Below are 25,592 nucleotides of genomic sequence, written 5' to 3'. Positions count from 1 at the left end.
GCACGCGGTTGCTTTGGGGCGCGCGGCTGCGGATAGTGCCTGCGCAACCCTGACGACGGAGCCGCAATGCACCGCATGATCCTGTCGGTCCTGTTCTGGACCATTACCTGCGGCGCGGCCTTGGCCGAGAAAACCGCCTATCAGTGTGTGATCACAGGTGCCTCCGGGCGGCAGTGGATTCAACCGCTGATCTTTATTGCACTGGACCGCGCAAGCGACCGGGTTGTTGTCTCTGACGCGGCGATCCTTGGCTATAATGACGGGGTTCCGGTCGAGGGCAGGCTGGTGCGCGACAACGCCGCGCGCGTCACCGTTGCGTGGGAGTTGGACATGCGATCGACATCGAACCAGACCGTGCGGATGGCGTACCGCGCCACCTATCTCAAGGCCAATGGCAAGGTGAACGTATCGGCCCGTCCAATTGGCTTTGAAGGCCAGTTCAGCCGCGCCGGAACCTGCAAGGTGACAAAACTTTCAGGCTGAACACATCTTTCCACGTCCCGGCAGGGTTGACCTTCCTCCGCGAGAGGGACACCTAATGGGCAGTATACCGCCACATAATGAAGGGGTGCACCATGGCTTTTGAACTTCCCGATCTTCCGTACGCACATGACGCTCTGGCCAGCCAGGGCATGAGCCAGGAAACGATGGAATACCACCACGACATCCACCACAAGGCCTATGTCGACAACGGCAACAAGCTGATTGCCGGGACCGAGTGGGAGGGCAAATCGCTCGAGGAGATCGTAAAGGGCACGTATCAGGCGGGCGCTGTGGCGCAGTCGGGCGTGTTCAACAACGCGTCGCAGCACTGGAACCACATGCAGTTCTGGGAAATGATGGGTCCCGGCCCGAATGCGATGCCGTCCGAACTCGAGGCAGCGATCAAGGAAAGCTTTGGCACGGTCGACGACTTCAAATCGCAGTTTTCCGCTGCGGGCGCGGGCCAGTTCGGCTCTGGCTGGGCGTGGCTGGTCAAGGACGCCGACGGCGGTCTGAAGATCACCAAGACCGAAAACGGCGTAAACCCTCTGTGCTTTGACCAGACGGCTCTGCTGGGTTGCGACGTGTGGGAGCATTCCTACTACATCGACTTCCGCAACAAGCGTCCGGCCTACCTCGCCAACTTCCTCGACAATCTGGTGAACTGGGAAAACGTGGCCTCGCGGCTGTAAGTCCCGGATCGTATCAGGGCAGGGGATCGCCCGCCCCGATGCCAGAAATAAAACACGCCCTCGCAAGACATTGCGGGGGCGTTTTGCGTCTGCCCCTGTGGTGCGTGCGTTGACGGCCCGTCTAACCCGGTCGATCCACATCGAGGCGTTTTCGAATAGCTGGGTGCGGGTAGCCCGCGGCTCTATTGTGCCGGGAGGTTTGACGCACCGCCCGTGATTTTCGAGTCCCGTGATTCACAAGCGGGGAGGAAAACCGTAACGTGGCGATATCTTGGTCATGGCCCGGAGCCACCCGGGCCATCGTCACCGTTTCGGAAAGGGATTTCAGGCCATGGATGCAGTCAGGTCTCTGGCGGATCGCCCAAAAGGCGGTCCAGTACGATCACGGGCCGGTCAGGAGAGGGGGGCACGATGCTGCGCACCCTGATCATTCAGATGAACCAGACACAGCAATTCCTGTGGCGTACGACTCCGGACGGCCAGCGGCAGGTGTCTTGGCGCGTCTGGGTGCTGATATTCGTGACGCCGGTACTGTTTTTGGCGGCGGCGGCGCTTCTGGCCTATGACAGCGTCACCTTCGTCTCGCGCGCCGAAACGGCCACCGGCGAGGTTGTCCGCGTCTACGAGTGGGAGGACTGGACCCCCTGGCAGGGTACACATACGGTCTACGGTCCGGTCTTTCGCTATGAATTTCGCGACGGGGAAATGACCGAGGCCAGCCTCGGACAGTCCTCGGCCCACTGGGGATTCGAGATCGGATCGCGCCACGAGATCCTGTTCAATCCCGCGACCAAGGACAATGTGAAACTCCCCGCCTTCGAACAGCTTTGGGCACTGCCGCTGACGATATTTGCGATTGGCCTGATCACCTTGATCCCGTCGCTCTTCGGCGCGTGGCGGGTGCGCCGCTGGCTGCGCGGCGGAACAGGTGAGTGAGGCACGACCGGGGTTCCCGTCGTGATCCGGTGACCCGGTGACGCCCCGGACCGGCGCGCGTGGGCCTCAAGGACAGCGCAACGAGGATGCCCCGAACCGATGGCCCCGTCTTGCAGCCCGATGCGCCGCTCTGTAGGGCAGGGGTATTGACCGGAGACCATCATGCCCGCCCAGACCCAAGGCATCCTGCTCATGATCGGCGCTTGCACGATCTGGGGCCTCTCGCCGATCTACTACAAACTGCTGATCAACGTGCCGCCGCTGGAACTGTTGGCGCATCGCACCTTCTGGTCTCTGGCGGTCTTTGCCGGGTTGCTGGCGCTACAAGGGCGGCTGGGCAAATTGCGTGAGGCGCTGGGGACGGGCAGGGCGGTCCTGACGATCAGCTTTGCCGCCTTGATGGTCACGACCAACTGGTTTCTCTTCATCTTTTCGGTGCAGATCGGGCAGGTTCGCGAAACCTCGCTGGGGTACTACATTTTTCCGCTGGTTGCGGTGCTGCTGGGGGTGGTGGTTCTGCGTGAACGGCTGGCTGTCCTGCAATGGGTGGCGGTGGCTCTGGCCGCTCTGGCCGTGACGACGCTGACCCTTGGGCTGGGCAGTGCGCCTTGGATCGCGCTGACGCTGGCCGTCACCTTTGGCGCCTACGGGCTGGTGAAAAAGCAGATGGCCGTGGGCGCTGTGGTGTCCGTCACCGCCGAGGTTCTGCTGCTCAGCCCGCTGGCGCTGATTTGGCTGCTTGTCTTGCAGGGGCAGGGCCAAGGCGTCTTTGGCGCGGATCTCCGGACCTCGGCCCTGCTGGTGTTTTCGGGTGTGCTGACCGCCCTGCCGATGATCCTGTTTTCTGCCGCTGCCAAGAAGGTGAACATGGCGACGCTGGGGTTGCTGCAATACCTCAACCCGACCTTGCAGTTCTTTTGCGCCGTGGTGCTGTTTGGTGAGCCGCTGACCCCGTGGCATATCGCGGCCTTCGGGATGATCTGGGTAGCTCTGGCGCTGTACTCCGCGTCGGGATTTGCTCAGGACAGGGCACGCCGCAAAAGCGTCATGACCTCTGTCGCCGAACCGCCGCTCTGAACATAGTCCAGTAGCGAGCCATCGGCGAACCCGCTGTCGACGACATGGTTCAACAACGCCTTGAGCGGCCCCCAGTATCCGGCCACATCCAGCAGCACGATGGGTTTGTGATGCAGGCCCAGCTGCCGCCATGTCAGCACCTCGAAAAACTCGTCCAGCGATCCGGCCCCGCCGGGCATGACCACCACCGCGTCGGCGTTCATCAGCATGACCTTCTTGCGCTCGTGCATCGTCTCGGTGATCACAAACCGGGTGATATCGGTCTTACCCACCTCCATCTGCAACAGGTGGGTCGGGATCACGCCAAAGGTCTCGCCACCTGCCGCCTGCGCGGCGCGCGCGACGGTGCCCATCAGGCCCACGTCCCCGGCCCCGTAAACCAGCCGCCAGCTTTCACCGGCCAGCGCCTGTCCCAAGGCCTCGGCCTCGGCCGTGAAGTGGGGATTTCCGCCCTTGCGCGACCCGCAATAGACACAGATGGAGGTTTTATGCATGAAAGGCCCCGAGGTTGGCGAAAGAAAACGACTTTTGACCCTTCGTAGCCTGTGGGATATACACGCTCAACCACCCTGTGGTCCCGTCGGGGGGCTGCGACCTCAGGGACAGACTTTCGGAAGGCTGCCATGAGCAAGATCGCACTCTATTGGGCCATCGCTGGCGCAGGAACCGTCGGGGCCGTGACCACGATGGTGATGACCGGCATGATCCAGATGCCGGGCGCACGGCCCGCGGACGCGCCGCCCCCCGCCGCCGTTGTCACCGCTCCGGACGCGCCGGTGCCGCCAGTTGCGCCAGATGCGGATGCGCCGCTGACCACAGCCGATCCGGCCTTGCCTCCGGTAGATCCCGTGACGGCCCCTGACCCCACGCCGGTTGATACTGTGGACGCGACCGACCCGGCGACTCCGCCGGTCGAGACCGTGGATGCGACCGACCCGGCGACTCCGCCGGTTGAGACTGTGGATGCAACCGAGCCGGCAACCCCGCCGGTCGGGACCGTAGACGCAACCGACCCTGCAACCCCGCCGGTGGAAACCGCCACCGTTGTCGATCCGGTGGTGTCTGAGCCGCCGAATCCCCCTCATCCGCTTGCGCCGGATGAGGCGGGCGCGCTCCCCGTGCCTGGCGAAACCGCAACCGCCAAGCCGGAACCGACCGCACCTGTCGCGGCACCGCTGCCGGGCGTGACGACCTCCGCTCCAGACCCAAATGAGACCACCGCCGCGCCCGGCCCGGTCGAGACCGCCGCCGCCCCCGCGCCGATTGAGGGCAAGGCCGCCCCCGATGCGACAGAGCCGGACCCGGCGACCGTTGCCGGGTCGCTGCTGCCGCTTTTTGATCCGGGCGCAACGGCTGTGGTTCCCGAATTGCTGCTGGACGGCGATGTGGCGATCAAACGCCCCAGTTTTGACGTTGTGCGCGCCGAAACCGATGGGTTTTCTTTGATCGCCGGCGGCGGTGAACCGGGGGCCAAGCTGGAGGTGATCGTCGACGGCAAGCCGGTCGAGACGATAGAGATCGGAAGCGACGGCAAGTTCACCACCTTCCTCAACCTGCCGCCGGACCGGGCAGCCGTGATCAGCTTGCGCCAGACCGCCGATGAAAAGACCGTCCTGTCCGAGGGTGAGGTGATCGTGGCGCCGCAGCAGGTGGCTGCCGCTGACATCACCCCGGAACGCCAGCCCAAGACCCCTGTCGATACTGGCCCGATCCTTGAAACACAGCCCGATCCCGACGCCCCCGCGGGGGACCGGGTGCCTGCCGCCACGGTCCCTGCTGCCACGACACCGCCTGTCACGACACCGCCCGCAGGGGATAGCGGTGCCGTTGCCGCCGCCGATCCCAGTTCTGATCCCGCTGCCGTCCCCAATGCCGATCCCGGTGCAGCCGAGGGCGCGCCCGTTGCCAAGCCGGAACAAATCGCCCGCACCTTCCCACAGCCCGAGGTCGGGGCCGGACCCGATCCGCTGGGTGCGCCGATATGGAACGGCGCACCGGCGCGCGGCCCGGTCCCGGGCGCGCAGCCCGCGCCCGAGGTCGGCGCGGCCCCGCTGCGTCCCGGCGCTGTGCCCGGCACCGCTGTGCCGGTTGACGACACCGACCCGGATACGCCGCGTGTCGGCTCTGTAACAACTACGATCCCCGGACCTGTCGGCCCCGCCGACGGTGCAGACCCGGCGCGGCCCGCCTCGGACCCGGTCCTCACCGCCCGCGCTTTGCCAGAGGCGGGCGACCCGCCATCCTCGCCGCGCGCGCCTACGGTGCTGTTGTCCACGCCGCGCGGGATCGAGGCGCTGTCCACCGCGCCCATCGCGCCGGGGGACGTGGCGCTCGATTCCATCAGCTATGACGATCAGGGCGACGTGCTGTTGTCGGGGCGTGGCAAGACATCGGCCTTTGTGCGCATCTACCTCGACAACACGCCTGTCACCACCTCGCGGATTCGCGAAGACGGCGGCTGGCGGGTGGAACTGCCGGAGGTCGATCAGGGCACCTATGTGCTGCGCATCGACCAGATCAATGAGCGCGGTCAGGTCATCGCCCGCGTCGAAAGCCCGTTCCTGCGCGAAAGCGCCGCCGTGCTGGAACGCGCCCTTGCCGGGGGTGGCGACGGCCCGGTCCGCACCGTGACCATCCAGCCGGGCAACACGCTCTGGGGGATTTCGCGCAATCGCTATGGCGACGGGATGCAATACGTCCGCATCTTTGAGGCCAACCGAGAGCGGATCCGCAACCCAGACCTGATCTATCCCGGGCAGATCTTCAATCTGCCGGACGGAACCGGGAACTGATCTGCGCGCAGGTCGTGGCAATATCGGCGCGGCTCTGGAAACCCGGCACCCAAAGGGCTAGGTGAGGGGATCAGCCAAAGGTCCCCCATGCCACCAGATTTGACCTCCGCCAATGACATTGCCCGCGAAGAGCGCCGCTCCGGCTGGCGCACCATCCGCCGCGTCGGCCCCTATCTCTGGCCCGAGGGCCAGACATGGGCCAAGCGCCGCGTGGTCATCGCATTGGCCTTTCTGGTGCTGGCCAAACTGATCGCCGTATTCACCCCCATCCTCTACAAGGCGGCGGTTGATACCCTGTCGGGCGATGTCTCCGATCTGATGCTGGGTGCGGTGGGCCTGACCGTGGCCTACGGCGTGGCGCGGCTGATGACCGTGGGCTTTCAGCAATTGCGCGACGCGGTCTTTGCCAAGGTCGGCCAACGGGCGCTGCGCCGTCTGGCGCTGGAAACCTTTACCCATATCCACCGCCTGTCGATGCGCTATCACATCACCCGCAAAACCGGCGGGCTGAGCCGCATCATCGAACGCGGCGTCAAAGGTGTGGAATTCCTGCTGCGGTTCCTGCTGTTCAGCATCGGACCTTTGATGCTGGAACTGGTACTTGTCGCGGCGGTGCTCTTTTTCTTGTTCGATGTCTGGTATCTGGCGGTCGTGGTCGGGGTGATCAGCCTCTATATCCTGTTCACGTTCAAGGTCACAGAATGGCGGGTCAAACTGCGCCGCGAGATGAACAAACAGGACACCGACGCCAACCAAAAGGCGATCGACAGCCTGCTGAATTTCGAAACGGTCAAGTATTTCGGTGCCGAAGGGCGTGAGGCCGCGCGCTATGACGTGGCCATGAAGGGCTATGAGGCAGCGGCGATCAAGACCGCGACCTCTCTGGCGGCGCTGAACACCGGGCAGTCGCTGATCATCACCAGCGGTCTGGTTGCGGTCATGGTCATGGCCGCCATCGGCGTGCAGAACGGCGCGCTGACGGTGGGCGATTTCGTCATGGTCAACGCCTACATGATCCAGATCACCATGCCGCTGAACTTCCTCGGCACCGTCTACCGCGAGATCCGTCAGGCGCTGGTGGACATGGGCGAGATGTTCGAACTGCTGGAACAACCGCGCGAGGTGTCGGACAAACCCGGCGCGCCGGGTTTGGATGTCGCAGGCGGAGTTGTCACCTTCGAGAACGTTCATTTCGGTTATGATCCGGCCCGCCCGATCCTCAAGGGCATCGACGTGACCGTGGGGGCAGGAGAAAACGTGGCACTTGTCGGGCCTTCGGGGTCGGGCAAATCCACCATAGGGCGGCTGTTGTTCCGGTTTTATGACGTGGACGGCGGACGGGTGGCAATTGACGGGCAGGACCTGCGCGACGTCACCCAGGACAGCCTGCACGCCGCCATTGGGGTGGTGCCACAGGACACGGTGCTGTTCAACGACACCATCCGCTACAACATCGCCTATGGCCGCGACGGCGCGACAGAGGACGATATCATCGCCGCCGCCCGCGCCGCCCAGATCCATGACTTCATCTCAAGCCTGCCGGAGGGCTACGCGACCCAGGTGGGCGAACGCGGCCTGAAACTGTCTGGCGGTGAAAAGCAGCGGGTCGGCATTGCGCGGACCCTGCTCAAGGACCCGCCGATCCTGCTGCTGGATGAGGCGACCAGCGCGCTGGACACCGAAACAGAGGCCTCGATTCAAGAGGCGCTGCGTCGAGCGGGCGAAGGGCGGACCGTGATCACCATTGCGCACCGGCTGTCGACCATCGCCGATGCCGACCGGATCGTGGTGTTGCAGGACGGGCAGGTGGTCGAACAGGGCACTCATGACGATCTGCTGGTCCGGCAAGGGCGCTATGCCGCCCTCTGGGCGCGGCAACAGGCGGGCGAGGACGAGGCCGCGTAGGGCGGGGTTCACCCCGCCGCACGGCATTCCGTCCGACCCGTAGCCCGGCCCGTAGGGTGGGTTTTTCAACCCACCGTTACCCCACCGCCAACCAACCACGTCAGCCCCGTAGGGTGGGTTTTCAACCCACCGCCACCCCACCGTCAGCCCGCGTCCAGCGCCTCTTGCGCAGCGGCAAAATACGCGCCCAGATGCTCGCCATCCGCCAGCGCGTGATGCACTTGCAGGCTCATCGACATGCGCCAGCCACCGCCCTCGGGCACGATCTTGCCCCAGGCCACGCGGGGAATGCAGTCCTCGGCATGGGGCATGGCATTGTCCAGCGACGTGAAATCCATCCACGGCAGGCACGACATATAGGCCACCGCGTCGCCGCGCCCGGTGTTCGCCTCCAGCGTTTTGCGGTGCCGGGCATCTTCGATGGCCGCGATGGCCCCGTGGTCGAACTGTGCAAAATCCTCATGGAACGGGACGTAGGAGAAATTGAACCCGCCTCCGGGGCGCGGCACCGGAGAGGACAGTACAACGCTGTCATGCCGCACCACGACATCGCCCCGAAACCGCATGTTCAGCTCTGGCACCGCGTGCAACCCATGCCCGATGGCATGCAGACAGGCGCGAAAGACCGACACGCCCTGCGGCTTGCGCTGTGTCATCAGATGTGTCGCGTTTAACCTGACGGTCACGGCGTAATGCGGTTTCTCGAAGGTCTTGAACCAACGGAACTGTTCTGCGCGCGGCCACCTGTCCAGATCGACCATATGTTCGGCCATCAGTGACCTCCTGTTATGCCTTTGCCTCAAAAGTGCGGTTTCAAACCCTGCCTGAAACAGCTTCTGCTTGGGAGAGGCAATAAATGCCACGGGGCTTGTTGCCTATCGGAAACAGAATGCTACGGTCCGCGTCAAGACATCAGAAGAGGTATACCATGGTCGACCGTGTAGCGCGCGCAGGTCTGGACGTTGACGGACGTCTGGCCACGTTCATCGAAAAACAGGCCTTGCCGGGGACCGGCATTGCGGCAGAGGTCTTTTGGGACAAGCTGTCAGAGCTTGCGCATGATTTCGGGCCGCGCAACCGCGCGCTGCTGGACACCCGCGACACGCTGCAAAAGCAGATCGACGACTGGCACAAGGCCCGCGCCAACCAGCCTCATGACCATGAGGCCTACAAGGCCTTCCTGACAGAGATCGGATACCTGCGCCCCGAAGGCGAGGATTTCGAGATCGACACCGCCAATACCGACCCGGAGTTCGCCTCTGTCCCCGGTCCGCAACTGGTGGTGCCGATCACCAATGCCCGCTACGCGCTGAACGCCGCCAATGCCCGCTGGGGCAGCCTGTATGACGGCCTCTATGGCACCGACGCCTTGGGGTCGGCCCCGCCCAAAGGCGGCTATGACAAGGGGCGCGGGGCGCGTGTCATCGCGCGGGCGCGGGTGTTTCTGGATGAGGCCTTCCCGGTCGAGGGCGTCAGCCATGCCGACGCGCGCCGCTATCACATTCAGGGGGGCGCGCTGCTGGTGGACGACCAGCCGCTGACCGATCCGTCCAAGTTCCGCGGCTATCGCGGCCACCCAAAGGCCCCCGAGGCCATCCTGCTGTGCAACAACGGGCTGCATGTGGAACTGGTCTTTGACCGCACGCATTACATCGGCGCGCGCGATCAGGCGGGGCTGGCGGATGTGCGTCTGGAATCGGCGGTCTCGGCGATCATGGACTGCGAGGATTCGGTGGCCTGCGTCGATGGCGAGGACAAGACGCTGGCCTATGCCAACTGGCTGGGCCTGATGAAAGGCGACCTGACGGAGACCTTTGAAAAGGGCGGCGACACCCTGACCCGCCGCCTGACGCCGGACCACGAATTCCTAGGCCCGGACGGCGCGCCCTTTACCGTCAAGGGCCGCGCGCTGATGCTGATCCGCAATGTCGGCCACCTGATGACCAACCCCGCGATCCTGCTGCGCGATGGCTCGGAGATTTTCGAGGGGCTGATGGACGCAATGATCACCGTGCTGATCGCCCGGCACGATCTGCAACGCACCGAAGGGGGCCTGCGCAACACGCATCACGGGTCGGTCTACGTGGTCAAACCCAAGATGCACGGCCCCGATGAGGTCGCCTTTGCCGATGAGGTGTTCACTTTTGTCGAACAGGCGCTGGACCTACCGCAATACACCGTCAAGCTGGGCATCATGGATGAGGAACGCCGCACCTCTGTAAACCTCAAGGAATGTATCCGCGCCGCGCGCCACCGGGTCGCTTTTATCAATACCGGGTTCCTCGACCGGACCGGCGATGAGATCCACACCTCGATGGAGGCGGGGCCGTTTTCCCGCAAGGATTTCATCAAGCGTAAGGGTTGGATCGGGGCCTACGAGGCGCGCAACGTTGATATCGGTCTGGAATGCGGCTTGTCAGGCCGCGCGCAGATCGGCAAGGGCATGTGGGCCATGCCCGACCAGATGGCCGCCATGCTGGAGGCCAAGATCGAACACCCCAAGGCGGGCGCGAACTGCGCATGGGTGCCGTCACCCACCGCGGCGACGCTGCACGCGCTGCACTATCACAAGGTGGATGTCTTCGCCGTGCAAAAACGGCTGCGGGCGGGCGGGCGGCGCGCGCATGTGGACGCGGTGCTGGAGATTCCGCTGGCCACCTTCCGCAAGTGGCGTCCCGAACAGGTCACGCGTGAGGTCGAGAACAACGCCCAAGGCATTCTGGGTTACGTGGTGCGCTGGATCGACGCCGGGGTGGGCTGTTCCAAGGTGCCCGACATCAACGATGTCGGGTTGATGGAGGATCGGGCGACTTGCCGGATTTCCAGCCAGCACATTGCCAACTGGCTGCATCACGGGGTGGTCACGCGTGACGAGGTCATGGAGATCATGAAACGCATGGCCGAGGTGGTGGACCGTCAGAACGCGGGTGATCCAACCTATCGGCCGATGGCACCGGGCTTTGACGGCGTGGCCTTTCAGGCGGCCTGCGAACTGGTCCTTGAGGGTCGCGTGCAACCCTCGGGGTACACGGAACCGGTGCTGCACAAGCGTCGTCTGGAACTGAAGGCGGCGGGCTGAGCGCGCCGCCTCCGGTCCATCGCGGGGGGCAAGGGCGGAGGGGGGGCGCTGCCCCCGTTGTTAGTATTCACTCAGTCTGAACTACCGATTTCAAAGGGTTTGATACCGGACTACCCTCGAAGTGCCCGGACTATTCCGGTTGGGATTTCGCGGTTTGGTCCTTCCGGTGCTTCAGCCACCAATCGTTGATGGCCGATTTGCGCACGCGGCGTTCTTCTGGGAACGCTTTGGCAACTTCATCTTCGAGCTGGGGGAATGTCAAGGCGTCGATCCGCGCAAGGATGAAGGCGCGCAACTCTGCGTCCGCGTCGATCTTGGCAGGCCGTCCGGGGCGATGCTGGCGGCGATAGTCGCAGGGCGCGGGCAAGCCTGTGACAGGCTGTTGAATGGGGTATTGAAGGGTCTGTTTCGCAACCCTGTCCACTGCGATTTGCGCTGTGTCGAGCGTGTCAGATGCGGCTTGGATCAATCCACGCGCCTCCTGCAAGGACCGGCTCAACCCTGCCAATGTGACGCACGGTTCGCTCATGTCGGCACCTTCCAGCGGTTTTCGCGGCGGGCTGTCTTGACCGTCTTGGCGGTGACTTTCAGCGCACGGCAGATGTCTGCGGTGGACTTGCCCTCGGCGGTGAGCGCCAGAATGAGCCATGTGCGCGGCACCGGCACCTCCGCCCGGTTGGACGGCATCCGCGCGCCCAGAGCTTGCAGGCGGTCCTTGCCGATCACCGCTTCGGCGGCGCTGCGCCCCCTTGGGTCAGTGGGAAAGTAGAGCGTGGACCCGGCAAAGGCGATCAGGAAACGCACGGCCAGCGCCGCGCCCAATTCCTCTACAAAAGGGTCGAGGTGCGCCGGGTGACGCGGATAGCGAATGGCAGGCCGCGTCTCCGGTTCTATCGATGTGGTGCTGGGCAGATTTGACACGGTGAACGTCTCCCGGTTGGAACATGGCCCATCGAAGCGCTGTGTTTTGGAATGCCTCGGTCGCGCCAGCAGCACGCATATGGCACTTACCTCGTGTCCGCTTCATCCGGCGCGCGGTGCGCATCTGGATCAAATTAGGGGGCCGGAAGGAGATCAGACCGGCCCCCTGCGCCCCGTCACTGGCGGGGCATGGCTTGCGCAAGACGGGACATGCAAGCCAATCTCAGTCCTCCGTCAGGCGCTCCGGCGCGATGCCAAGCTGTTCACTCAGCAATTGCACTTCGGCGCTGCGCTCCTCGACCGCCTTACCCACCATTGTGAGATCGTCGAAACCGGCAACGAAAGCTGGCGCTTCAAGACCAGGGAATAAACGAACTCCCGCTGGCCCGATACGGCTGCGCTGTGTGGTGGCTACACCGCATCGGGCCAGCTACCCGAGGGCGCAGCAGGGGGTCATTTTTGGACGCCGATAGAGGGTCAAGATTGCGTGCCGATTGACAGGCTCAGCGCCCATTCCTTGGCAGCGGGCAAGATGGAGCCATCGGAAATGGCTTTCTGCACCTTGTCGGAAAGCCGATCCTCGCGCATTGTGGCCAGCTCGGAATTGTACCAAGTCGCGGCCTCCTGCCATGCCATGACCGGCACATAGTCGCGTGGGTCGGGACTGTCCCCAAGACGGTCCGCCAAGGCGGCAAGAATGTCGTCTTCGGTGGCGGTGTCGTCAAGCTTCAGGAGCTGCTCAAGGCGGGCCATGAAGGACGGGGCGTCGGGTGTATCGAGCATGTCGGTCTCCTGCGCGGCAAGCGCGGTCATGTGCAGAGCGGGACGGTGGACCAGCCCCGCACCCTTGAGCGCGACAACGCGCTTGGTTTTCTTGTCGACCAGCATCGACGGGCTGAGAAAGCGATACTCCCGCGCCGCGATCATCTCACGGGCGCGGGCGGTCCATTCGACGCGCGCCCAGATGCCGTCTGCGCGGGCGGCAAGCTCTTTGATCCAGCCCGCCGCCGGGACCGGGCCGGACAGTTTGGCCTCGGGCCGGTCATTCTGGTGTTCATAGTCCACCGGCAGATCGATCTTGCCAGCCAGAAAGCTGGCCAGAACCTGCGCAGGCGCGTCATTGAGAAAGCGCCGCCCGTCGCGGGTTTCAACCGGACCGGCGGGCACAAGCTGAACCCAGTCCGGCGCGCCGGTCAGGGCGGTGTCACATTGAACAGTGAAGGTTGCGGCCACGGTCATTTCCCCGCGCCGCGTCAGGCGTTCAGATAGGGTGTGACGATCAGCTCCGCCGTGCCCTTGTACGGGTTCGATCCGCCGCCATCGAGCGTTTCGGTGTTCAGCAGATGCAGCGCCGCGTCTTCGAGCGACGGCGGCACAATCAGCGTCTTGGGTCGCACGCCCAGAATACGGCCTTCGGAACTCTTATAGCCCATCATGGCGGCGCGGGCGGCGGCGTAGTTGCTCGCATTCAGCGTGTCCTTGCTGCCGTAGGCCAGTTGCCACAGACCAAACCCGGCATTCACCCGCGCCCGGACCCCGTAGAGGTATTCGTCATTCATGAAGACGTTGTGATCCTCGGGCCGGGTGAGCGAAGTGAACTGGTAATCTTCCCGCTTCTGGAAGATCAACGGTTTGACCCCGCGCGCCGTGTCGAGGAGGAACCAAGCCGCGCCGCTGCCGCCGCCGGAATTGCTGACCATGGTTGTGGTGCCGTCCGGTGCCGTCACCGGGTGGTCGGTGTCAAAGAAGTTCTGACCATCGAAACAGGGAGAGGTGAAACCCGCCGCCAAGAGCGCGAAGATCAGTTCTTCGGGATGCGTGCGGGCAAGCTGGCCCATTTCCGAGAAGGCCGGTTTGAACACGCCCAAGCGGTCGTCGCTGATATTGTCGCGCGGAATGCCCACGGTGCTTTCGAACTTCTTGTTCAGGATCGTGAAGCCGTGCGCGGTGAGGTTCTGGACGACACGCGGGCCGACCCACTCGCGAAACTGCGGGAACATGCCCAACCAGCCATAAGTCTCTTCCGACCCTTCGCTGGCCACCGTCATGGCGATCTTGTCCCAGTTGACCTCTGCGGCCAGATAGGCGTCGGAATAGATCGTTTGGAAACCTTTGTAGACCAAGTCGAGGTTTTGCGCGTTGATGAGCATGGCGTGTCCCGTATCGGTTGCGGGCCGCGTGTCAGGCCCATTCACGGAACAAGGCGTATCAATGCCGGAAGTTGTTTTCAGGGGGGTAGGATTTCCGCCGCCCCTGCAACACAAAGCGCCTCGTGATAGCCCGCCTCTACAGCCGCGCGTTCATCCTCGGACAGTTTGGACAGGAGATCGCTCAGGCGCACTTCGGCATCCTTCGGCAGGGGTCTCGTGTCGAGTAAAACGGCAATTTGGTCGTGGATTTGCATGTCTCAAGCGGCCTTGCACTGCTGGATGTGGCTGAGAGGCGATTTGAACCCCTATTAAATAACCGTCTCGCCCTTTGTCGAGGTGCGACCCCCTCTGAACGCAACGGCCCTCCTGCGCCCGCTCTGCGTATCTGTGGCGGGATGCAGAAAGGGCGGCACTTGCGCGCCGCCCTTCTGTCTTGTCGTGCGCTTGGTGTCAGGTCAGGCCGCGCGCGCCTTCATCGCCTTGAGCGCGGTGATCAGTTTGGGGGCCATGTCCCGCGTCAGGAACCGCAAGCTGGAAATGTGCCACTTGTTCACCAGCCAGCGGTTCAGCTCAGCTTCACCAGCCTTGCGGCGGGTGTATTCGTGCCAGAGGTTGCGGATCAATTCGAGCTGGGCAAAGCTGGCCATGCCGGGGCGCTTCCCATAGTTCTTGCCGCGCGCGGTCAGAGGCTTGAACCCGCAGTACTCGAAAAAGCCCATCATCGCGTCAAAGCCATCCTGATCCAGCTCCGTCACACTGGGGACGCCCGCGATCTGGACCAAAGCGGGGCGCATCTGGTCTTCACTCCACCCCAGCTTGCGCACGGCCACCCAAAACAGTTTCCGTTGATTGTCACTGATGATCATTGCGCCGCCTCCTGTTAGTTGCGCGGGATAAAGTCAAAGCCTTCGCGGGCCGCGCGACCAAGCGTCAGACCGAATTGCGAAAGGTCGTTGCCTTGGGTTTCCGCCAAGCTGCGCATCCCTTGCCCCAGCAAGTAGAGCGTGGACCCCAAGGCTTCATCGTCGGCGGCAATCGCACCCTGTCCGATGCAATAGGCCAGAAGGTCGAAAGCATCCGCCGCCGCGCTGTAGTTGGTCGCTGCGTTGTCCGTCGCTTTCCTCGCGCCCTCCAATTCGTTCAGGCTGACGTCCAGATGCAGACGCAGGCTCTTCCTGTCTGCCATGTCGGCTTTCCTTTCGAGTTCGGCTTTGAACTCTTCGATAGGCCGTCCGGGGATGTAGACGGCCTTGCCCTCGCGCGCGTTCTTCACGCGGTAATCTTCCGGCGCGCTCATTGCAGCGGTCCTTTTTGCATGTCCATTGCGGCTTGGATGTATTCCCGCACAGCCCGACCATTCCGCTCCGCGCGTTCAATATCGGCCTGAAAGCCTGCGGCGATCCGGGCCAGTGCTTCGCCGTCTTTCGGAGTTGGCGCGGGGGTCGTCAAAATTTCCGTCAACATGGTCAGCCAGTTGAAGGAAACGGTAGGAAATTCGGTCAGTGCCAGAAGCGATTGAGACAATGTGGCTTCGGTTTTGGTCTTGTTCTGCATTGCCGACCTCCCGGAATTGAAAGCCCGAGATACTGCAATGCCGCCTTCCCATCCGCTGCGCTGATCCTGCGATCACCGGCCCGTTTGGCTGCATGGTCGAGCGTGCGCTTGACGTCAGCCAAGCCACCATGGCGCTTGGCCACAGCGGCCAGTGCATCTGTGATCGTGGCATCCGTCACGCCGCGCGCCTCTGCAAACGTCACGACGTCGCCTTTCGGAACCGACCGGATCACCACGGGGCGCACCATGCGCCGCCGAAGCAGGGGAACAGACCCGATTGTGTCGGCAAGGGACAGGTCTCCGCAGAACACGACAGAAAAACTGCCCTCTTCGGCCATGGCCCGGACCCATTCATAGGCGTCGAAATTGAAACCGCCGCGCGGGTTGTAGTTTGCCAGATACTGCGCCTCATCGAAGATCACGACGCGATCAGCGCCAATTGCCTCAGTAATCCGTTGGCGCTCTTCCCGCATCCGGCGGTTGTTCGGCGTTCCCATGTCGAACAACTCCATGAACGCTGCGGCCAAGTCCCAGACTTTCCCTTCGTCCGCAACGATATCCATCTTGATGGCTTCGGGGTTGTTCTGGACGTAGCGAACCAACGTCTCGGACTTGCCCACACCGGGGATGCCCGCGACCATGGTCAGCGTGCCGGGTTCGTCCGCGACCAGCTTGACCGACCGCAGGATATTGGTCGCGGTCTCCGTCAAGACCAGCCCGGACGCGCGCCGGGGCTGTGGGGGGTTGATGATGCGCAGATGCTCTGCCATTGTTCACTCCGCTTTGCTTGGTAGGCTTGCGCCCGCCGGTGAAAGGTCAGTGACGTGTGTAAGACGTCACTGACCGCCTAAAACGCGCCTCGGGTCGAACCCGCTGGCACGGTCAAATTCCTCAATAACGCCGGATATTTCGTCGTCTTCAACGGGGTCTTCGTGCCGGGTTGCTAGCACCCGACCGAACCGCGCACCTACAACCTTGCGCGGCGGTGGCGGCGGTGCATCATCACCCTTGGACGCCGCGTTGAGAGCCGCGATGGCTGCGCCCATTGTGGCATTGTCCAAGTAGTCGTTTGCGTCCTTGGCAGCGTCGGTGGCCACGCGCGCCGCCTTTCGGTTGCGGGCGGCACCCGGATGCCGTCTACGCTGGCATAAGGGCCACGCTTTACCGGGTTGATGCCCCGGCAAATGAGGCTTCCGGCATCGTCAAACGCGATGGCAGGTGCGTTGAAATCGTCCGGGTCGCGCCCCAGTAGGATGCGCCGCCCGGTGCCATGGAAGCCCAAAAGCGCCTCCTGCGTTTCCGGCCCGCCATACTGCCAGCCGTTCGCGGCAACCCGCCCAAAGCGGTCCACCGCAACCGGCTTCCAGATCAATCCGGAAAGGTAGAGCTGTTCCGCCGATGCGCGGCGCACCGGACGCCCAATCTGTTCACGCTCCGCCAATCCGTCCCGCAACATACCCTCATAGGACCGACCGCGCGCGCCTTGGCTGCGGCGGCCGGGTTCCCGGTTGTGGCGCGCGACTTCGCGGGACAGAACCGCTTTCGTCTCTTCAATCGGGATTGGCACAACCTTCGGCGTCGGGCTGGCACCGGGGGCGTGCCCTGCGTGTGCGACCTTGAACTCTGGTCCATCGTCCACAACCCGTGACAGGGCGGCAAAGGTCCGCTCTGCGATCTTCGCTTGGGCGTTCTTCGGCAGTGCAAACCGGGTGCCGATGCCCATGATCTTGCAGATGCCCATGGGCTGCACACCCGATGCCGCGCCATTGCGGAACCGATGCGGCATCCCACCCGCAACAAGATGCCCCGCAAAGGCGGAGCCGTTATCGGTATAAATAACGGCGTTCACCCGTCTCCCTTTGGTCGACTCCCCCGGAGGTATTTTGACCAAGAAGAAGCAGCGGCGCCTGTTTTTGGTGAATGCCTTTACAATGGGCAGCGTATGCACCTGTGTGCGGCCGCAGGCCGCTCTGTGCGGGCGGACACTTTTCGCGCGGCCCCATGTGGTCTACATATCTGCTGTCCAAGAGGAGCAGGATTCATGGCGCGCCCCATCGTCGGCATCATCGGCAACCAGTACATGATCAACGATCAGTACCCGACCCACGCGGGCGGCACGATGAACTCCGAGGCGGTGTCGGACGTCTCCGGGTGCCTGCCGATGGTGATCCCGTCGGACCCGCGTCTGGTGACGGTCGAGGAACTGCTTGAGACCTGCGATGGCTTTGTCCTGACGGGCGGCCGTCCCAACGTCCACCCCGAGGAATACGGCGAGGAATGGACAGAGGCGCATGGCCAGCCCGACCGCAACCGCGACGCCATCACCCTGCCGCTTGTGCGGGCCTGTGTCGCGCGCGGTCAGCCTTTTCTGGGCATCTGCCGCGGGTTCCAGGAGGTCAATGTGGCCATGGGCGGCACGCTCTACCCCGAAATCCGCGATCTGCCCGGCCGGATGAACCACCGGATGCCGCCGGACGGCACGCTGGAAGAGAAGTTCGCCCTGCGCCACAAGGTGACGCTGACCGAAGGCGGGGTCTTTCACCGGCTCTTTGGCGCGACCGAGGTTCTGACAAACACGCTGCACGGGCAGGGCGTCAAGACGCCGGGCGCGCGGATCGTGATCGAAGGCCATGCGCCCGATGGCACGCCAGAGGCGCTGCACGTCAGGGATGCGCCGGGGTTCACGTTGGCCGTGCAATGGCATCCGGAATGGAACGCCGCCAACGATCCGGTGTCGCGCCCGTTGTTCGCCGCCTTTGGGCAGGCCGTACATGCATGGGCCGCGAAGGGCCCCGAAGGGCTGCGCGCCGCCAGCTGACGCAGGGCTTTTTACCGCCAAGAACCTATTCCCCCCTGAGGATCGGCGCGCGCAAGCGCACCGACCCGGCCCTTTAGGCTGACAGGCGATAAAAGCGGCCCCCGCCGGGAAAGCAGGGGCCAATGATCGTTAACGATTTACGGTGTGCCCAGGAACAGACCTGGAAGGGATGCCTATACGTTCGGATAAGTCCGCCACCGGCGCAAGGACATTGCGGCACAATCGGCAGCTTTCACGATTTTCAAACGGTGGCGGGCGGATTTTGCAGGACCGAGGGTGCGCGCCCGGTCAAACCGGGCGCACGTTTTTTACAGGTAAAAGTCCAACGCCTTGTTCAGCGGCAGTTCGCGTACGCGCTGGCCCGTCAGGTCAAAGATCGCATTCGCCAGCGCCGGGGCGGCGGGCGGGGTGGCGACCTCTCCGATGCCATTCAGGCGCTTTTGGTTTTCCAGCACTTTGACTTCGACGGCGGGCATCTGCGACATCCGCAGTGGATCGTAGTCGGGAAAGTTCTTTTGCGCGACCACGCCCCCGGCAAAGGTGATCTCTTCGCCCATGGCCGAGGACAGCCCGTACGCCATGCCGCCTGTCAGTTGCGCCTCGATATTGGCGGGGTCCAGCGCCACCCCCGGGTCCGCCGCGATCCATGCGTTGGTGAGGCGGATCAACCCGTCCACGTCCTTGACCTCGATCACGATCGCGGTGGGGGTGCCAAAGCTGTAGACCATGGCGATCCCGCGCCCGACACCGGCCTCTGTCTTGCCGGTCCAGCCGGACATGTCGCGCACTGCCTCCAGCACGTAGTAGGCGGGCAGCCATTCGTCGCGGGTCAGATCCAGACGAAACTCCAGCGGATCGGCCCCCGCCGCATGGGCCAGTTCATCCATGAAGCTTTCGTGGAAGAACCCGTTGAAACTGGCCCCGACAGAGCGCCAGAACCCCAGCGGCGGGGTGATCTCGGCCTTGTGGCCGGTCACGCGGTTGTTGGGGATACCGTAGGGCTGATTGTAGATCGCATCGACGATCTCTTTGGAGGGGCCACCGGGGGCAAAGCCGACCCAGCGGTCCAGCGCCTGTTCGGCAATCGCCGGCGACGAGACCCGCGCGTCAAAGGCCACTGCCTTGCCGCCCTCGACCGCGCCGGTGATGCGGGCGATGGCCGCGGGGCGGTAAAAGTCATGGGTCATGTCCTCTTCGCGTGACCATGTGACGTTGACCGGCGTGCCGGGCATGGCCTTGGCCACGCGGGTGGCCAGCACCGCATAGTCAAATTCGCCCCGCCTGCCAAAGCCGCCGCCCATCAGGGTGACATTGACCTCGACCTCTTCGGGGGCGATCCCGGCCTCGGCGGCGCAAGCGTCGCGCAAGAAGGTCGGCCCCTGATTGCCGCACCAGATCCGCAGGTTGGTCCCGTCGAACCACGCGGTGGCGTTCATCGGCTCCATGGTGGCATGGGCGAGGAAGGGCACGCGGTACTCTGCCTTGATGCGCTGTGCGCCGTCGGGCAGCTTGTCGGGGTTGCCGTCGTCACGCAGGGTCGAGTTCGGCTCTGTGTCAAAGCCCGCCTCGATGGCGCGGAACATCTCTTCTGTGGTTTCGGGGTAGGGGGCCGGGTTCCATTCGACAGGAATCGCATCCACCGCCTGCTGCGCCAGCCACGTGTTGGTGGCGATCACCGCCAGCCCGTCGCCCAGATCGACCACCTTTTCGACGCCCGCCATGCGGCTGGCCTCAAACGCGTCATAGCTTTTCATGCCGCCCCGGGTGGGCGACATGCGGACGGCGGCATAGCGCATTCCCGGCAGGCGGGTGTCGATGCCAAAGGCGGCGGTGCCGGTGGATTTGCCCAGAACGTCCTTGCGCGGCAGCGAGGTGCCCAGCAGCTTCCAGTCTGACCGCTCGCGCAGCTCGACCTTCGGCGGCTCAACCTCTGCTGCCTCGGCGGCAAGCTCTGTATAGGGGATGGCGGTGCCGTCCGGGGCGATCACCGCGCCGTTTTCGGTGCGCAATTCGTCCAGCCCGACGTTCAGGCGCTTGGCGGCGGCGGTCTTGAGCATCTCGCGCGCGGCGGCCCCGGTGACGCGCATCCGTTCATAGCCGTCTTTCATGGCGGTAGAGCCGCCGGTGACCTGCATGGAAAACACCTTGCCCATGACGCCCAGCATCTCGCCCAGAGAATGCTGGAACGACGAGGCGTCATAGCCTTTGTGGCTCATGCCTTCGCCCATCAGGGCGCTGTTGTAATAGGCCTGACCGGGTGGTCCGTGGATGACGCGCACGTCCTCCCACGCCAGATCCATTTCCTCGGCGATCAGCGCGGCCCATGTGGTCATGGTGCCTTGTCCCATCTCGGCGCGGGGCGCGATCAGGGTCACACCATCACCGTCGATCAGCACAAAGGGATTCAGGCTGGCCTCTCCCTCACCGGGCTTCAGCGGGTTGGGGGCGGGGCGACTGACATACCATGCGCCAAAGGCGGCGCCGCCAGCGACGGCCACGGCCCCGATCAAAAAGGTGCGGCGGGCGATCTTGCCAATGCTTGCCATGGCTCAGGCTCCTTGCGCGGCGGATTTGATGGCGGCGCGAATGCGCGGATACGTGCCGCAGCGGCAGAGGTTGCCCTGCATCGCGGCGTCGATGTCGTCATCGGTGGGGTTTGCCGTTTCGGCCAGCAGGGCGGCGGCCTGCATGATCTGACCGGACTGGCAGTACCCGCATTGCGCCACTTGATGGTCGACCCATGCCTGTTGCAGCCGGTGCATCGCGTCGGGTGTGCCCAGCCCTTCGATGGTGGTCACTTCGCCCCAGACGTCGCCGATGGGGATCTGGCAAGAGCGCACCGCCTCACCGTCGATATGCACGGTGCAGGCCCCGCAGGCGGCAACGCCGCACCCGAACTTCGTCCCGGTCAGGTTGAGCGCATCCCGCAAGGCCCAAAGCAGTGGCACGTAATCGGGCAGGTCCACCTCTTGGGCGGCGCCATTTACGGTGAGCGTGGTGGCCATGTCGTCCTCCTGGCTGGTTTCTGACAAAAATACCTGAAAATGTCAGAGTGTCAATTGACAGAATTGCGAAGTTTTGTCAGGACTGGTTCCATGATGGATGCATCTGACATTGAGCGCGTCAAGCAGGAGGCCATATTGGGCGCCGCCATGGCGGTCATGTGCCAATACGGATTCCGCCGCACCTCTATGGAGGATATAGCGCGGGCGGTGGGCATGTCGCGCCCGGCGCTGTACCAGCATTTCCGCAACAAGGAAGACATCGCGCGCCGCATGGTCGAGGTCTATTTTGATCGCGCGGCAGATGAGGTGGCCGTCGCGCTGGCGGGCGCGGGGCCGGTCGAGGCGCAACTGGCGCGCGCCTTCGCGGCCAAGACCGGGCCGATGATCCGCGAGATGCTGGAAAGCCCGCATGGCGCGGAACTGCTGGACCTCAAGGACAGCCACGCGCGCGACGTGGTCGAGGCGGGCATGGCCCGCATGACCACGGTCTTTGCCGACTGGTTGACGCATGAGGCCGCACAGGGCCGGGTCGCGCTGGACGGCACAGCCGAACAGATGGCGGCGCTGCTGTTGCGTGCGCTCGACGGTATCAAACGCCCGCCCTATGCCCGGTTCGCGACAGACCGCGACCGGCTGGCGCAGGTGCTGGGGCGGGGTTTGCGTCCCTGAGGACCGACCACCTATTTCGGCCAGTTGCCGCAATTCGCTTGGCAAAACGCGCAGGACCGGGTCACAGTGATCTGGATTTGAATGGGTATCGGAACGCAACTCGGGGCAGCGGACCACGCGCTTGCCGCGGAAATCTCATTTTTTTGAACCGCCCCGAGGTCACGGAACCGCCGCGCAGTTGAGCGCTGATATCGGTAGAAAAGGGGTCGTGGATGAGACCGGCTGGTATTTGGCAAGCGGGGTGCCGCGCCCTGACGCTGTGCGCGCTCCTGACGATTGGGGCAGGCGGCGCGGCGCAGGCTGAGGACTATGTGCGCTATGACATGTCCGCTGACCGGGCCGACGCGGGCTATCCCCGGCCCATGGACGGCAGCACATGGCCGGGGGTCTGGCCACAGGGCATCGACGCGGCGGTGAACTGGGGCAACGGCAAGGCCTATTTCTTCAGCGGCAGCCAGTATGTCCGCTACGATATTGCTGCCGACCGCGCCGATCCCGGCTATCCCAAGTCGATCGACCGCAACACCTGGCCCGGCGTCTGGCCGACCGGCGTTGATGCGGTCATCAACTGGGGCAATGGCAAGGCGTATTTCTTTAAGGAAAACATGTATATCCGCTATGATATCGCCGCAGACCGCGCCGATCCGGGCTATCCGCAATATGTCGATGACACCGGCTGGCCCGGCCTTGCCGCGCTGGGGCCGATAGATGCGGCGATCAACGGCAGCAATGGCAGCGCCTATTTCTTTGGCAAGGGCGGCGGCTATCTGCGCTATGACATCGCCGCCGACCGGGCCGATCAGGGTTATCCTCGCGGGATCGACGGCACCAGCTGGCCGGGTCTGGGATTTGACGCCGTCGGCGCGGCCATGCGGGGCACGGGCTCCAGCGCCTATTTCTTTGGCTTTGGCGCCCCTGTCGTGGTCCACCCTGTCCCGCCCTGTCCGCCGGGGAAGGTGAAAGGGGCCGGAGGCTGCGCGCCCGTGGTCCAATCCGGCAGCGGTGAGGACCTGCCGATCTGCGCCAACGCTCTCTACGGCATATGTGAGCGTGAGGCCTATGATGCCTGCCAATCCATTCCGCCAACCCGCTCGGGGCCAAGCTGGTTTGACGTGAAATTCGCGGAGTGCACCCGGAAAAATGCGTGCCAGTGACAGCAGCCGTACGCTGCACCTTCGATCAATTCAAAGGACAGGATATGAACACAGGTCTTTCAATGCGCCTTGCCGCAGCCGCCCTTCTTGCGCTTTCGATGTCGCCGGTCTCTGCCGATCCGCTGCTCACCCCGGCGGCGATGTCCGTCGACAGCCTGCGGGTGATCCTGACCGCAGGGGCGTCGCAATGCGACACCTCATGCATGACGTCCTACGACAGTTGCGTGTCCACCGGGCTGGCGGCGCAGGTGGTGGCCGACGATGAGGTCGTCTACGAAGAGTGCAGCGCCAAGCTGGTAGGCTGCCGGGACGTTTGCATCAACCGGGGGGCCTGCATCACCGACAACTCCGGCTTTGTGCTCTGCCCCTGAGACACGCGACAGGCGCGGGGGCGGTTGCCGCCGCGCCGAAGGTCGACCCTATCGACAAGTCGCGCGTTCAGAACCCGCTTTCAGACCTCGCCGCCGGCGATCTGGATCGCCTGACCGTTCACGCTGCCCGATGCCTCATGGCACAACCACACCGCCGCCTGCGCGACCTCTTCGGGGGCAATCAGCCGCCCGTGCGGGTTGACGTTGACCATGGTGGCGCGGGCCTCGGACTCGGACCAGCCGGTGCGCTGCATGATCGAGGTGACGTTCATGTCAACGATGTCCGTGTCCACATAGGCGGGGCAGAGCGCGTTGAACGTATAGGGTTTCTTGGCGTAATCCGCCGCCAGCGCCCGGATCAGTCCCAGCAACGCGTGTTTGGACGCGGTATAGGTCGGCGCGCCCTTCAAGCCCCGCAGCCCGGCAATCGAGGACACCGCGATCACCCGGCCCCAATCGGTCTCGGACATGGATTTCAGGCATTCGCGGATGGTCAGGAACGCGCCGTCGACATTGGTCGCCATCATCGTCCGCCAAAAGGCCATGTCGGTCTTGAGGATCGACCGGCCCTCGGCAATCCCGGCGTTGGGCACGCAGATCTGGATCGGCCCTCGGTCCTCGACCGCTGCGGCGATGCCGTGCACAACCGACGTCTCATCCATCACGTCCATCGCCAGCGGAAAGATGTGGTCGCCGCGCGCCGCTTCCAGCCTGTCGACCCGGCGACCGGTGATTGTCACCTGCGCGCCCTCGGCCGCCAGCGCCCGCGCAATGGCCAACCCGATGCCGCTGCCGCCGCCAGTGACCAGCGCGTGTTTTCCGTCCAGCATGAAATCCTCCCGTTTTGTCCGCAGCCTACAGCGGCAGGGTCCTGTGACAAGAGGTCCGCGACGGATCGCTTGGCAATGCTATTCACGCATGTGAATATGTTGGTGATTATCGGGAGGATCTCATGAAACGTATTGCCCAGATCTCTGGACTGACCTCTGTTCTGGCCCTTTGCGCCGTTGCTGCAAGCGCCAGCGAGGATATTGCCGACAAGTACCCGCAATCGGAACTCTACGACAAACCTGTCGAAGTCATTCCGCATGTCTTTTCCGCCATCGGGGCCACCGCGCCGCCGACCTATGAAAACTCGGGCCATAACAACAACCTGTCCTTTGTCATCACCGGCGACGGGGTGGTGGTGATCAACGGCGGCGCATCGGCGCGGCTGGCCGCAGCCCTGCACGATGAGATCAAGGCGATCACCGACCAGCCGGTCAAACTGGTGATCAATGAGAACGGTCAGGGGCACGCCATCCTTGGCAATTCCTACTGGGCCGATCTTGGGGTCGATATCCTTGCCCATGACGACGCCATCGCAGAGGTCGAGGAAAACGGCGATTTCATCCTGCAAGGAATGAAGCGCTACAATCAGGACAAGGCAGAAGGCACCCGGATCGCCCTGCCGAACCTGTCGTTCTCGGACACCTACACCGTTGAAATGGGCGATGTGACGCTGAATGTGCTGCACCTTGGCTCTGCCCACGGACCGGGCGACACGCAGGTCTGGATACCCCAGTGGGGCATCGTGATCGCGGGCGACATCGCCTTTCACGAACGGATGCCGCCGATCTTTGCCGACACCTGCACCAGTTGCTGGATCGAAACCTTTGACGGTCCGTTCACAGGTCTGGGCGCAACCTACGTGATCCCCGGCCACGGCCACCCCACCAACATCGCGCAGGTGACGCGCTATACCTCGGACTACCTCAAGGACCTGCGCGCCAAGATCGGCGCACATATTGACGACGGCGGCGATCTGGCCGGGGCCTATTACGTCGATCAGGCCGCATGGGCGCATCTGGATACGTTCGAGGAATTGGCGACCAAAAATGCCGGGCGTGTCTTTGAAGAGATGGAGTGGGAATAACACCCAGCTTTCGGCGCGCTGCGGCCATTCGTCGGCTCAGAAGACGGCGCGGCGCGCCATAGATTACACGC

General features: G+C 63.8%; 27 protein-coding genes and 1 pseudogene. 13 read left to right on the top strand and 15 right to left on the bottom strand.

Translation table 11 applies throughout. From position 1 onward, the window contains the following. Positions 1–66: 66 nt before the first annotated feature. From VOI21_RS21760 to rarD, 4 genes are all read left to right on the top strand, one after another. Positions 67–483: a hypothetical protein gene (locus VOI21_RS21760; protein ID WP_323772066.1), complete on the top strand. Its 417-nt coding sequence runs from the start codon at positions 67–69 to the stop codon at positions 481–483. A 92-nt stretch (positions 484–575) separates the two neighbouring features. Next, positions 576–1,175 (top strand): superoxide dismutase, encoded by a 600-nt coding sequence (locus VOI21_RS21755; protein WP_323772065.1) that lies wholly within the window; start codon positions 576–578, stop codon positions 1,173–1,175. A 411-nt stretch (positions 1,176–1,586) separates the two neighbouring features. Beyond that, positions 1,587–2,111, top strand: coding sequence for a DUF3592 domain-containing protein (locus VOI21_RS21750; protein WP_323772064.1), 525 nt, complete (start codon positions 1,587–1,589; stop codon positions 2,109–2,111). Between the two features lie 162 nt (positions 2,112–2,273). Further along, positions 2,274–3,188 (top strand): EamA family transporter RarD, encoded by a 915-nt coding sequence (gene rarD, locus VOI21_RS21745; protein WP_323772063.1) that lies wholly within the window; start codon positions 2,274–2,276, stop codon positions 3,186–3,188. On the opposite strand, the gene VOI21_RS21740 is transcribed toward rarD, so the two are convergent. Further along, on the bottom strand, positions 3,131–3,682 hold the full coding sequence (locus tag VOI21_RS21740) for a TIGR00730 family Rossman fold protein (RefSeq protein WP_323772062.1): 552 nt from the start codon (positions 3,680–3,682) through the stop codon (positions 3,131–3,133). The two genes, rarD and VOI21_RS21740, sit on opposite strands and share 58 nt — an antisense overlap. 129 nt (positions 3,683–3,811) lie before the next feature. On the opposite strand from VOI21_RS21740, the gene VOI21_RS21735 reads away from it, so the two are divergent. Then, the gene (locus tag VOI21_RS21735) at positions 3,812–5,980 is read left to right on the top strand and encodes a LysM peptidoglycan-binding domain-containing protein (protein WP_323772061.1); all 2,169 of its coding nucleotides are present in this window, start codon (positions 3,812–3,814) and stop codon (positions 5,978–5,980) included. Between the two features lie 87 nt (positions 5,981–6,067). Further along, positions 6,068–7,885, top strand: a complete 1,818-nt coding sequence (locus VOI21_RS21730; protein WP_323772060.1) for an ABC transporter ATP-binding protein/permease — start codon at positions 6,068–6,070, stop codon at positions 7,883–7,885. Between the two features lie 143 nt (positions 7,886–8,028). Here VOI21_RS21730 and VOI21_RS21725 read toward each other — a convergent pair whose 3' ends face one another. Next, entirely contained in the window at positions 8,029–8,658 is a 630-nt protein-coding gene (locus VOI21_RS21725; protein ID WP_323772059.1) for a chloramphenicol acetyltransferase, read from the bottom strand. A 155-nt stretch (positions 8,659–8,813) separates the two neighbouring features. Between VOI21_RS21725 and VOI21_RS21720 the strand changes: the two genes are divergently transcribed. Further along, positions 8,814–10,964: a malate synthase G gene (locus tag VOI21_RS21720; RefSeq protein ID WP_323772058.1), complete on the top strand. Its 2,151-nt coding sequence runs from the start codon at positions 8,814–8,816 to the stop codon at positions 10,962–10,964. Between the two features lie 130 nt (positions 10,965–11,094). On the opposite strand, the gene VOI21_RS21715 is transcribed toward VOI21_RS21720, so the two are convergent. Further along, a complete protein-coding gene (locus tag VOI21_RS21715) occupies positions 11,095–11,493 on the bottom strand; it encodes a hypothetical protein (protein ID WP_323772057.1) in 399 nt (132 codons plus the stop codon). Then, on the bottom strand, positions 11,490–11,885 hold the full coding sequence (locus tag VOI21_RS21710; RefSeq protein WP_323772056.1) for a LuxR C-terminal-related transcriptional regulator: 396 nt from the start codon (positions 11,883–11,885) through the stop codon (positions 11,490–11,492). The genes VOI21_RS21715 and VOI21_RS21710 overlap by 4 nt, the downstream gene beginning before the upstream one ends. Positions 11,886–12,174: 289 nt before the next feature. Between VOI21_RS21710 and VOI21_RS21705 the strand changes: the two are divergent. Continuing rightward, positions 12,175–12,255 (top strand): annotated as a pseudogene (locus VOI21_RS21705) (ATP-binding protein); the annotation flags it as partial. Positions 12,256–12,362: 107 nt separating this feature from the next. Here VOI21_RS21705 and VOI21_RS21700 read toward each other — a convergent pair. The 8 genes from VOI21_RS21700 to VOI21_RS21665 all read right to left on the bottom strand — a co-directional run bounded on the left by VOI21_RS21700 (position 12,363) and on the right by VOI21_RS21665 (position 17,438). Continuing rightward, positions 12,363–13,118, bottom strand: a complete 756-nt coding sequence (locus VOI21_RS21700) for a phage protease (RefSeq protein WP_323772055.1) — start codon at positions 13,116–13,118, stop codon at positions 12,363–12,365. 20 nt (positions 13,119–13,138) lie between these two features. Beyond that, complete coding sequence (locus tag VOI21_RS21695) at positions 13,139–14,035, bottom strand: Mu-like prophage major head subunit gpT family protein (RefSeq protein ID WP_323772054.1); 897 nt, start codon at positions 14,033–14,035, stop codon at positions 13,139–13,141. Between the two features lie 77 nt (positions 14,036–14,112). Beyond that, positions 14,113–14,289 (bottom strand): hypothetical protein, encoded by a 177-nt coding sequence (locus VOI21_RS21690; protein WP_323772053.1) that lies wholly within the window; start codon positions 14,287–14,289, stop codon positions 14,113–14,115. A 201-nt stretch (positions 14,290–14,490) separates the two neighbouring features. Beyond that, positions 14,491–14,901: a regulatory protein GemA gene (locus VOI21_RS21685; RefSeq protein ID WP_323772052.1), complete on the bottom strand. Its 411-nt coding sequence runs from the start codon at positions 14,899–14,901 to the stop codon at positions 14,491–14,493. A 14-nt stretch (positions 14,902–14,915) separates the two neighbouring features. Then, positions 14,916–15,332 carry a hypothetical protein gene (locus VOI21_RS21680; RefSeq protein ID WP_323772051.1) on the bottom strand — a complete coding sequence of 139 codons (417 nt, stop codon included), beginning with the start codon at positions 15,330–15,332 and terminating at the stop codon, positions 14,916–14,918. Further along, positions 15,329–15,589 (bottom strand): hypothetical protein, encoded by a 261-nt coding sequence (locus VOI21_RS21675; protein ID WP_323772050.1) that lies wholly within the window; start codon positions 15,587–15,589, stop codon positions 15,329–15,331. Before VOI21_RS21675 ends, VOI21_RS21680 begins: the two co-directional genes overlap by 4 nt. Next, on the bottom strand, positions 15,535–16,359 hold the full coding sequence (locus tag VOI21_RS21670; RefSeq protein WP_323772049.1) for an AAA family ATPase: 825 nt from the start codon (positions 16,357–16,359) through the stop codon (positions 15,535–15,537). The genes VOI21_RS21675 and VOI21_RS21670 overlap by 55 nt, the downstream gene beginning before the upstream one ends. A 197-nt stretch (positions 16,360–16,556) precedes the next feature. Then, entirely contained in the window at positions 16,557–17,438 is an 882-nt protein-coding gene (locus VOI21_RS21665) for a hypothetical protein (RefSeq protein ID WP_323772048.1), read from the bottom strand. Between the two features lie 192 nt (positions 17,439–17,630). Here VOI21_RS21665 and VOI21_RS21660 point away from each other — a divergent pair, with 192 nt between their 5' ends. After that, positions 17,631–18,407 carry a gamma-glutamyl-gamma-aminobutyrate hydrolase family protein gene (locus VOI21_RS21660; RefSeq protein WP_323772047.1) on the top strand — a complete coding sequence of 259 codons (777 nt, stop codon included), beginning with the start codon at positions 17,631–17,633 and terminating at the stop codon, positions 18,405–18,407. Positions 18,408–18,715: 308 nt separating this feature from the next. Here the strand turns inward: VOI21_RS21660 and VOI21_RS21655 are convergent, their stop codons facing one another. Beyond that, the gene (locus VOI21_RS21655; RefSeq protein WP_323772046.1) at positions 18,716–20,953 is read right to left on the bottom strand and encodes a xanthine dehydrogenase family protein molybdopterin-binding subunit; all 2,238 of its coding nucleotides are present in this window, start codon (positions 20,951–20,953) and stop codon (positions 18,716–18,718) included. Between the two features lie 3 nt (positions 20,954–20,956). Beyond that, entirely contained in the window at positions 20,957–21,412 is a 456-nt protein-coding gene (locus tag VOI21_RS21650; protein WP_323772045.1) for a (2Fe-2S)-binding protein, read from the bottom strand. A gap of 90 nt (positions 21,413–21,502) precedes the next feature. Between VOI21_RS21650 and VOI21_RS21645 the strand changes: the two genes are divergently transcribed. The 3 genes from VOI21_RS21645 (at position 21,503) to VOI21_RS21635 (ending at position 23,606) form a co-directional block, all read left to right on the top strand. Beyond that, a complete protein-coding gene (locus tag VOI21_RS21645; RefSeq protein ID WP_323772044.1) occupies positions 21,503–22,081 on the top strand; it encodes a helix-turn-helix domain-containing protein in 579 nt (192 codons plus the stop codon). Positions 22,082–22,293: 212 nt separating this feature from the next. Further along, a complete protein-coding gene (locus VOI21_RS21640) occupies positions 22,294–23,235 on the top strand; it encodes a hemopexin repeat-containing protein (RefSeq protein WP_323772043.1) in 942 nt (313 codons plus the stop codon). A 44-nt stretch (positions 23,236–23,279) separates the two neighbouring features. Then, the gene (locus tag VOI21_RS21635) at positions 23,280–23,606 is read left to right on the top strand and encodes a hypothetical protein (RefSeq protein ID WP_323772042.1); all 327 of its coding nucleotides are present in this window, start codon (positions 23,280–23,282) and stop codon (positions 23,604–23,606) included. 80 nt (positions 23,607–23,686) lie between these two features. On the opposite strand, the gene VOI21_RS21630 is transcribed toward VOI21_RS21635, so the two are convergent. Beyond that, positions 23,687–24,436 carry an SDR family oxidoreductase gene (locus VOI21_RS21630; protein WP_323772041.1) on the bottom strand — a complete coding sequence of 250 codons (750 nt, stop codon included), beginning with the start codon at positions 24,434–24,436 and terminating at the stop codon, positions 23,687–23,689. Between the two features lie 122 nt (positions 24,437–24,558). On the opposite strand from VOI21_RS21630, the gene VOI21_RS21625 reads away from it, so the two are divergent. Beyond that, a complete protein-coding gene (locus VOI21_RS21625; RefSeq protein WP_323772040.1) occupies positions 24,559–25,521 on the top strand; it encodes an MBL fold metallo-hydrolase in 963 nt (320 codons plus the stop codon). Positions 25,522–25,592: the final 71 nt, after the last annotated feature.

The organism is Antarctobacter sp. (assembly GCF_034670325.1).
GTDB lineage: Bacteria > Pseudomonadota > Alphaproteobacteria > Rhodobacterales > Rhodobacteraceae > Antarctobacter.
The sequence above is the reverse complement of the archived record's forward strand: the minus strand, read 5'-3'. Positions and strand labels throughout refer to the sequence as shown.

Bases quoted from the DNA above. Each gene is read 5' to 3' on its own strand.
- VOI21_RS21760 (WP_323772066.1), top strand. From the start codon at position 67: ATGCACCGCATGATCCTGTCGGTCCTGTTCTGGACCATTACCTGCGGC.
- VOI21_RS21755 (WP_323772065.1), top strand. From the start codon at position 576: ATGGCTTTTGAACTTCCCGATCTTCCGTACGCACATGACGCTCTGGCC.
- VOI21_RS21750 (WP_323772064.1), top strand. From the start codon at position 1,587: ATGCTGCGCACCCTGATCATTCAGATGAACCAGACACAGCAATTCCTG.
- rarD (WP_323772063.1), top strand. From the start codon at position 2,274: ATGCCCGCCCAGACCCAAGGCATCCTGCTCATGATCGGCGCTTGCACG.
- VOI21_RS21740 (WP_323772062.1), bottom strand. From the start codon at position 3,682: ATGCATAAAACCTCCATCTGTGTCTATTGCGGGTCGCGCAAGGGCGGA.
- VOI21_RS21735 (WP_323772061.1), top strand. From the start codon at position 3,812: ATGAGCAAGATCGCACTCTATTGGGCCATCGCTGGCGCAGGAACCGTC.
- VOI21_RS21730 (WP_323772060.1), top strand. From the start codon at position 6,068: ATGCCACCAGATTTGACCTCCGCCAATGACATTGCCCGCGAAGAGCGC.
- VOI21_RS21725 (WP_323772059.1), bottom strand. From the start codon at position 8,658: ATGGCCGAACATATGGTCGATCTGGACAGGTGGCCGCGCGCAGAACAG.
- VOI21_RS21720 (WP_323772058.1), top strand. From the start codon at position 8,814: ATGGTCGACCGTGTAGCGCGCGCAGGTCTGGACGTTGACGGACGTCTG.
- VOI21_RS21715 (WP_323772057.1), bottom strand. From the start codon at position 11,493: ATGAGCGAACCGTGCGTCACATTGGCAGGGTTGAGCCGGTCCTTGCAG.
- VOI21_RS21695 (WP_323772054.1), bottom strand. From the start codon at position 14,035: ATGCTCATCAACGCGCAAAACCTCGACTTGGTCTACAAAGGTTTCCAA.
- VOI21_RS21690 (WP_323772053.1), bottom strand. From the start codon at position 14,289: ATGCAAATCCACGACCAAATTGCCGTTTTACTCGACACGAGACCCCTG.
- VOI21_RS21685 (WP_323772052.1), bottom strand. From the start codon at position 14,901: ATGATCATCAGTGACAATCAACGGAAACTGTTTTGGGTGGCCGTGCGC.
- VOI21_RS21680 (WP_323772051.1), bottom strand. From the start codon at position 15,332: ATGAGCGCGCCGGAAGATTACCGCGTGAAGAACGCGCGCGAGGGCAAG.
- VOI21_RS21675 (WP_323772050.1), bottom strand. From the start codon at position 15,589: ATGCAGAACAAGACCAAAACCGAAGCCACATTGTCTCAATCGCTTCTG.
- VOI21_RS21670 (WP_323772049.1), bottom strand. From the start codon at position 16,359: ATGGCAGAGCATCTGCGCATCATCAACCCCCCACAGCCCCGGCGCGCG.
- VOI21_RS21660 (WP_323772047.1), top strand. From the start codon at position 17,631: ATGGCGCGCCCCATCGTCGGCATCATCGGCAACCAGTACATGATCAAC.
- VOI21_RS21655 (WP_323772046.1), bottom strand. From the start codon at position 20,953: ATGGCAAGCATTGGCAAGATCGCCCGCCGCACCTTTTTGATCGGGGCC.
- VOI21_RS21650 (WP_323772045.1), bottom strand. From the start codon at position 21,412: ATGGCCACCACGCTCACCGTAAATGGCGCCGCCCAAGAGGTGGACCTG.
- VOI21_RS21645 (WP_323772044.1), top strand. From the start codon at position 21,503: ATGATGGATGCATCTGACATTGAGCGCGTCAAGCAGGAGGCCATATTG.
- VOI21_RS21640 (WP_323772043.1), top strand. From the start codon at position 22,294: ATGAGACCGGCTGGTATTTGGCAAGCGGGGTGCCGCGCCCTGACGCTG.
- VOI21_RS21635 (WP_323772042.1), top strand. From the start codon at position 23,280: ATGAACACAGGTCTTTCAATGCGCCTTGCCGCAGCCGCCCTTCTTGCG.
- VOI21_RS21630 (WP_323772041.1), bottom strand. From the start codon at position 24,436: ATGCTGGACGGAAAACACGCGCTGGTCACTGGCGGCGGCAGCGGCATC.
- VOI21_RS21625 (WP_323772040.1), top strand. From the start codon at position 24,559: ATGAAACGTATTGCCCAGATCTCTGGACTGACCTCTGTTCTGGCCCTT.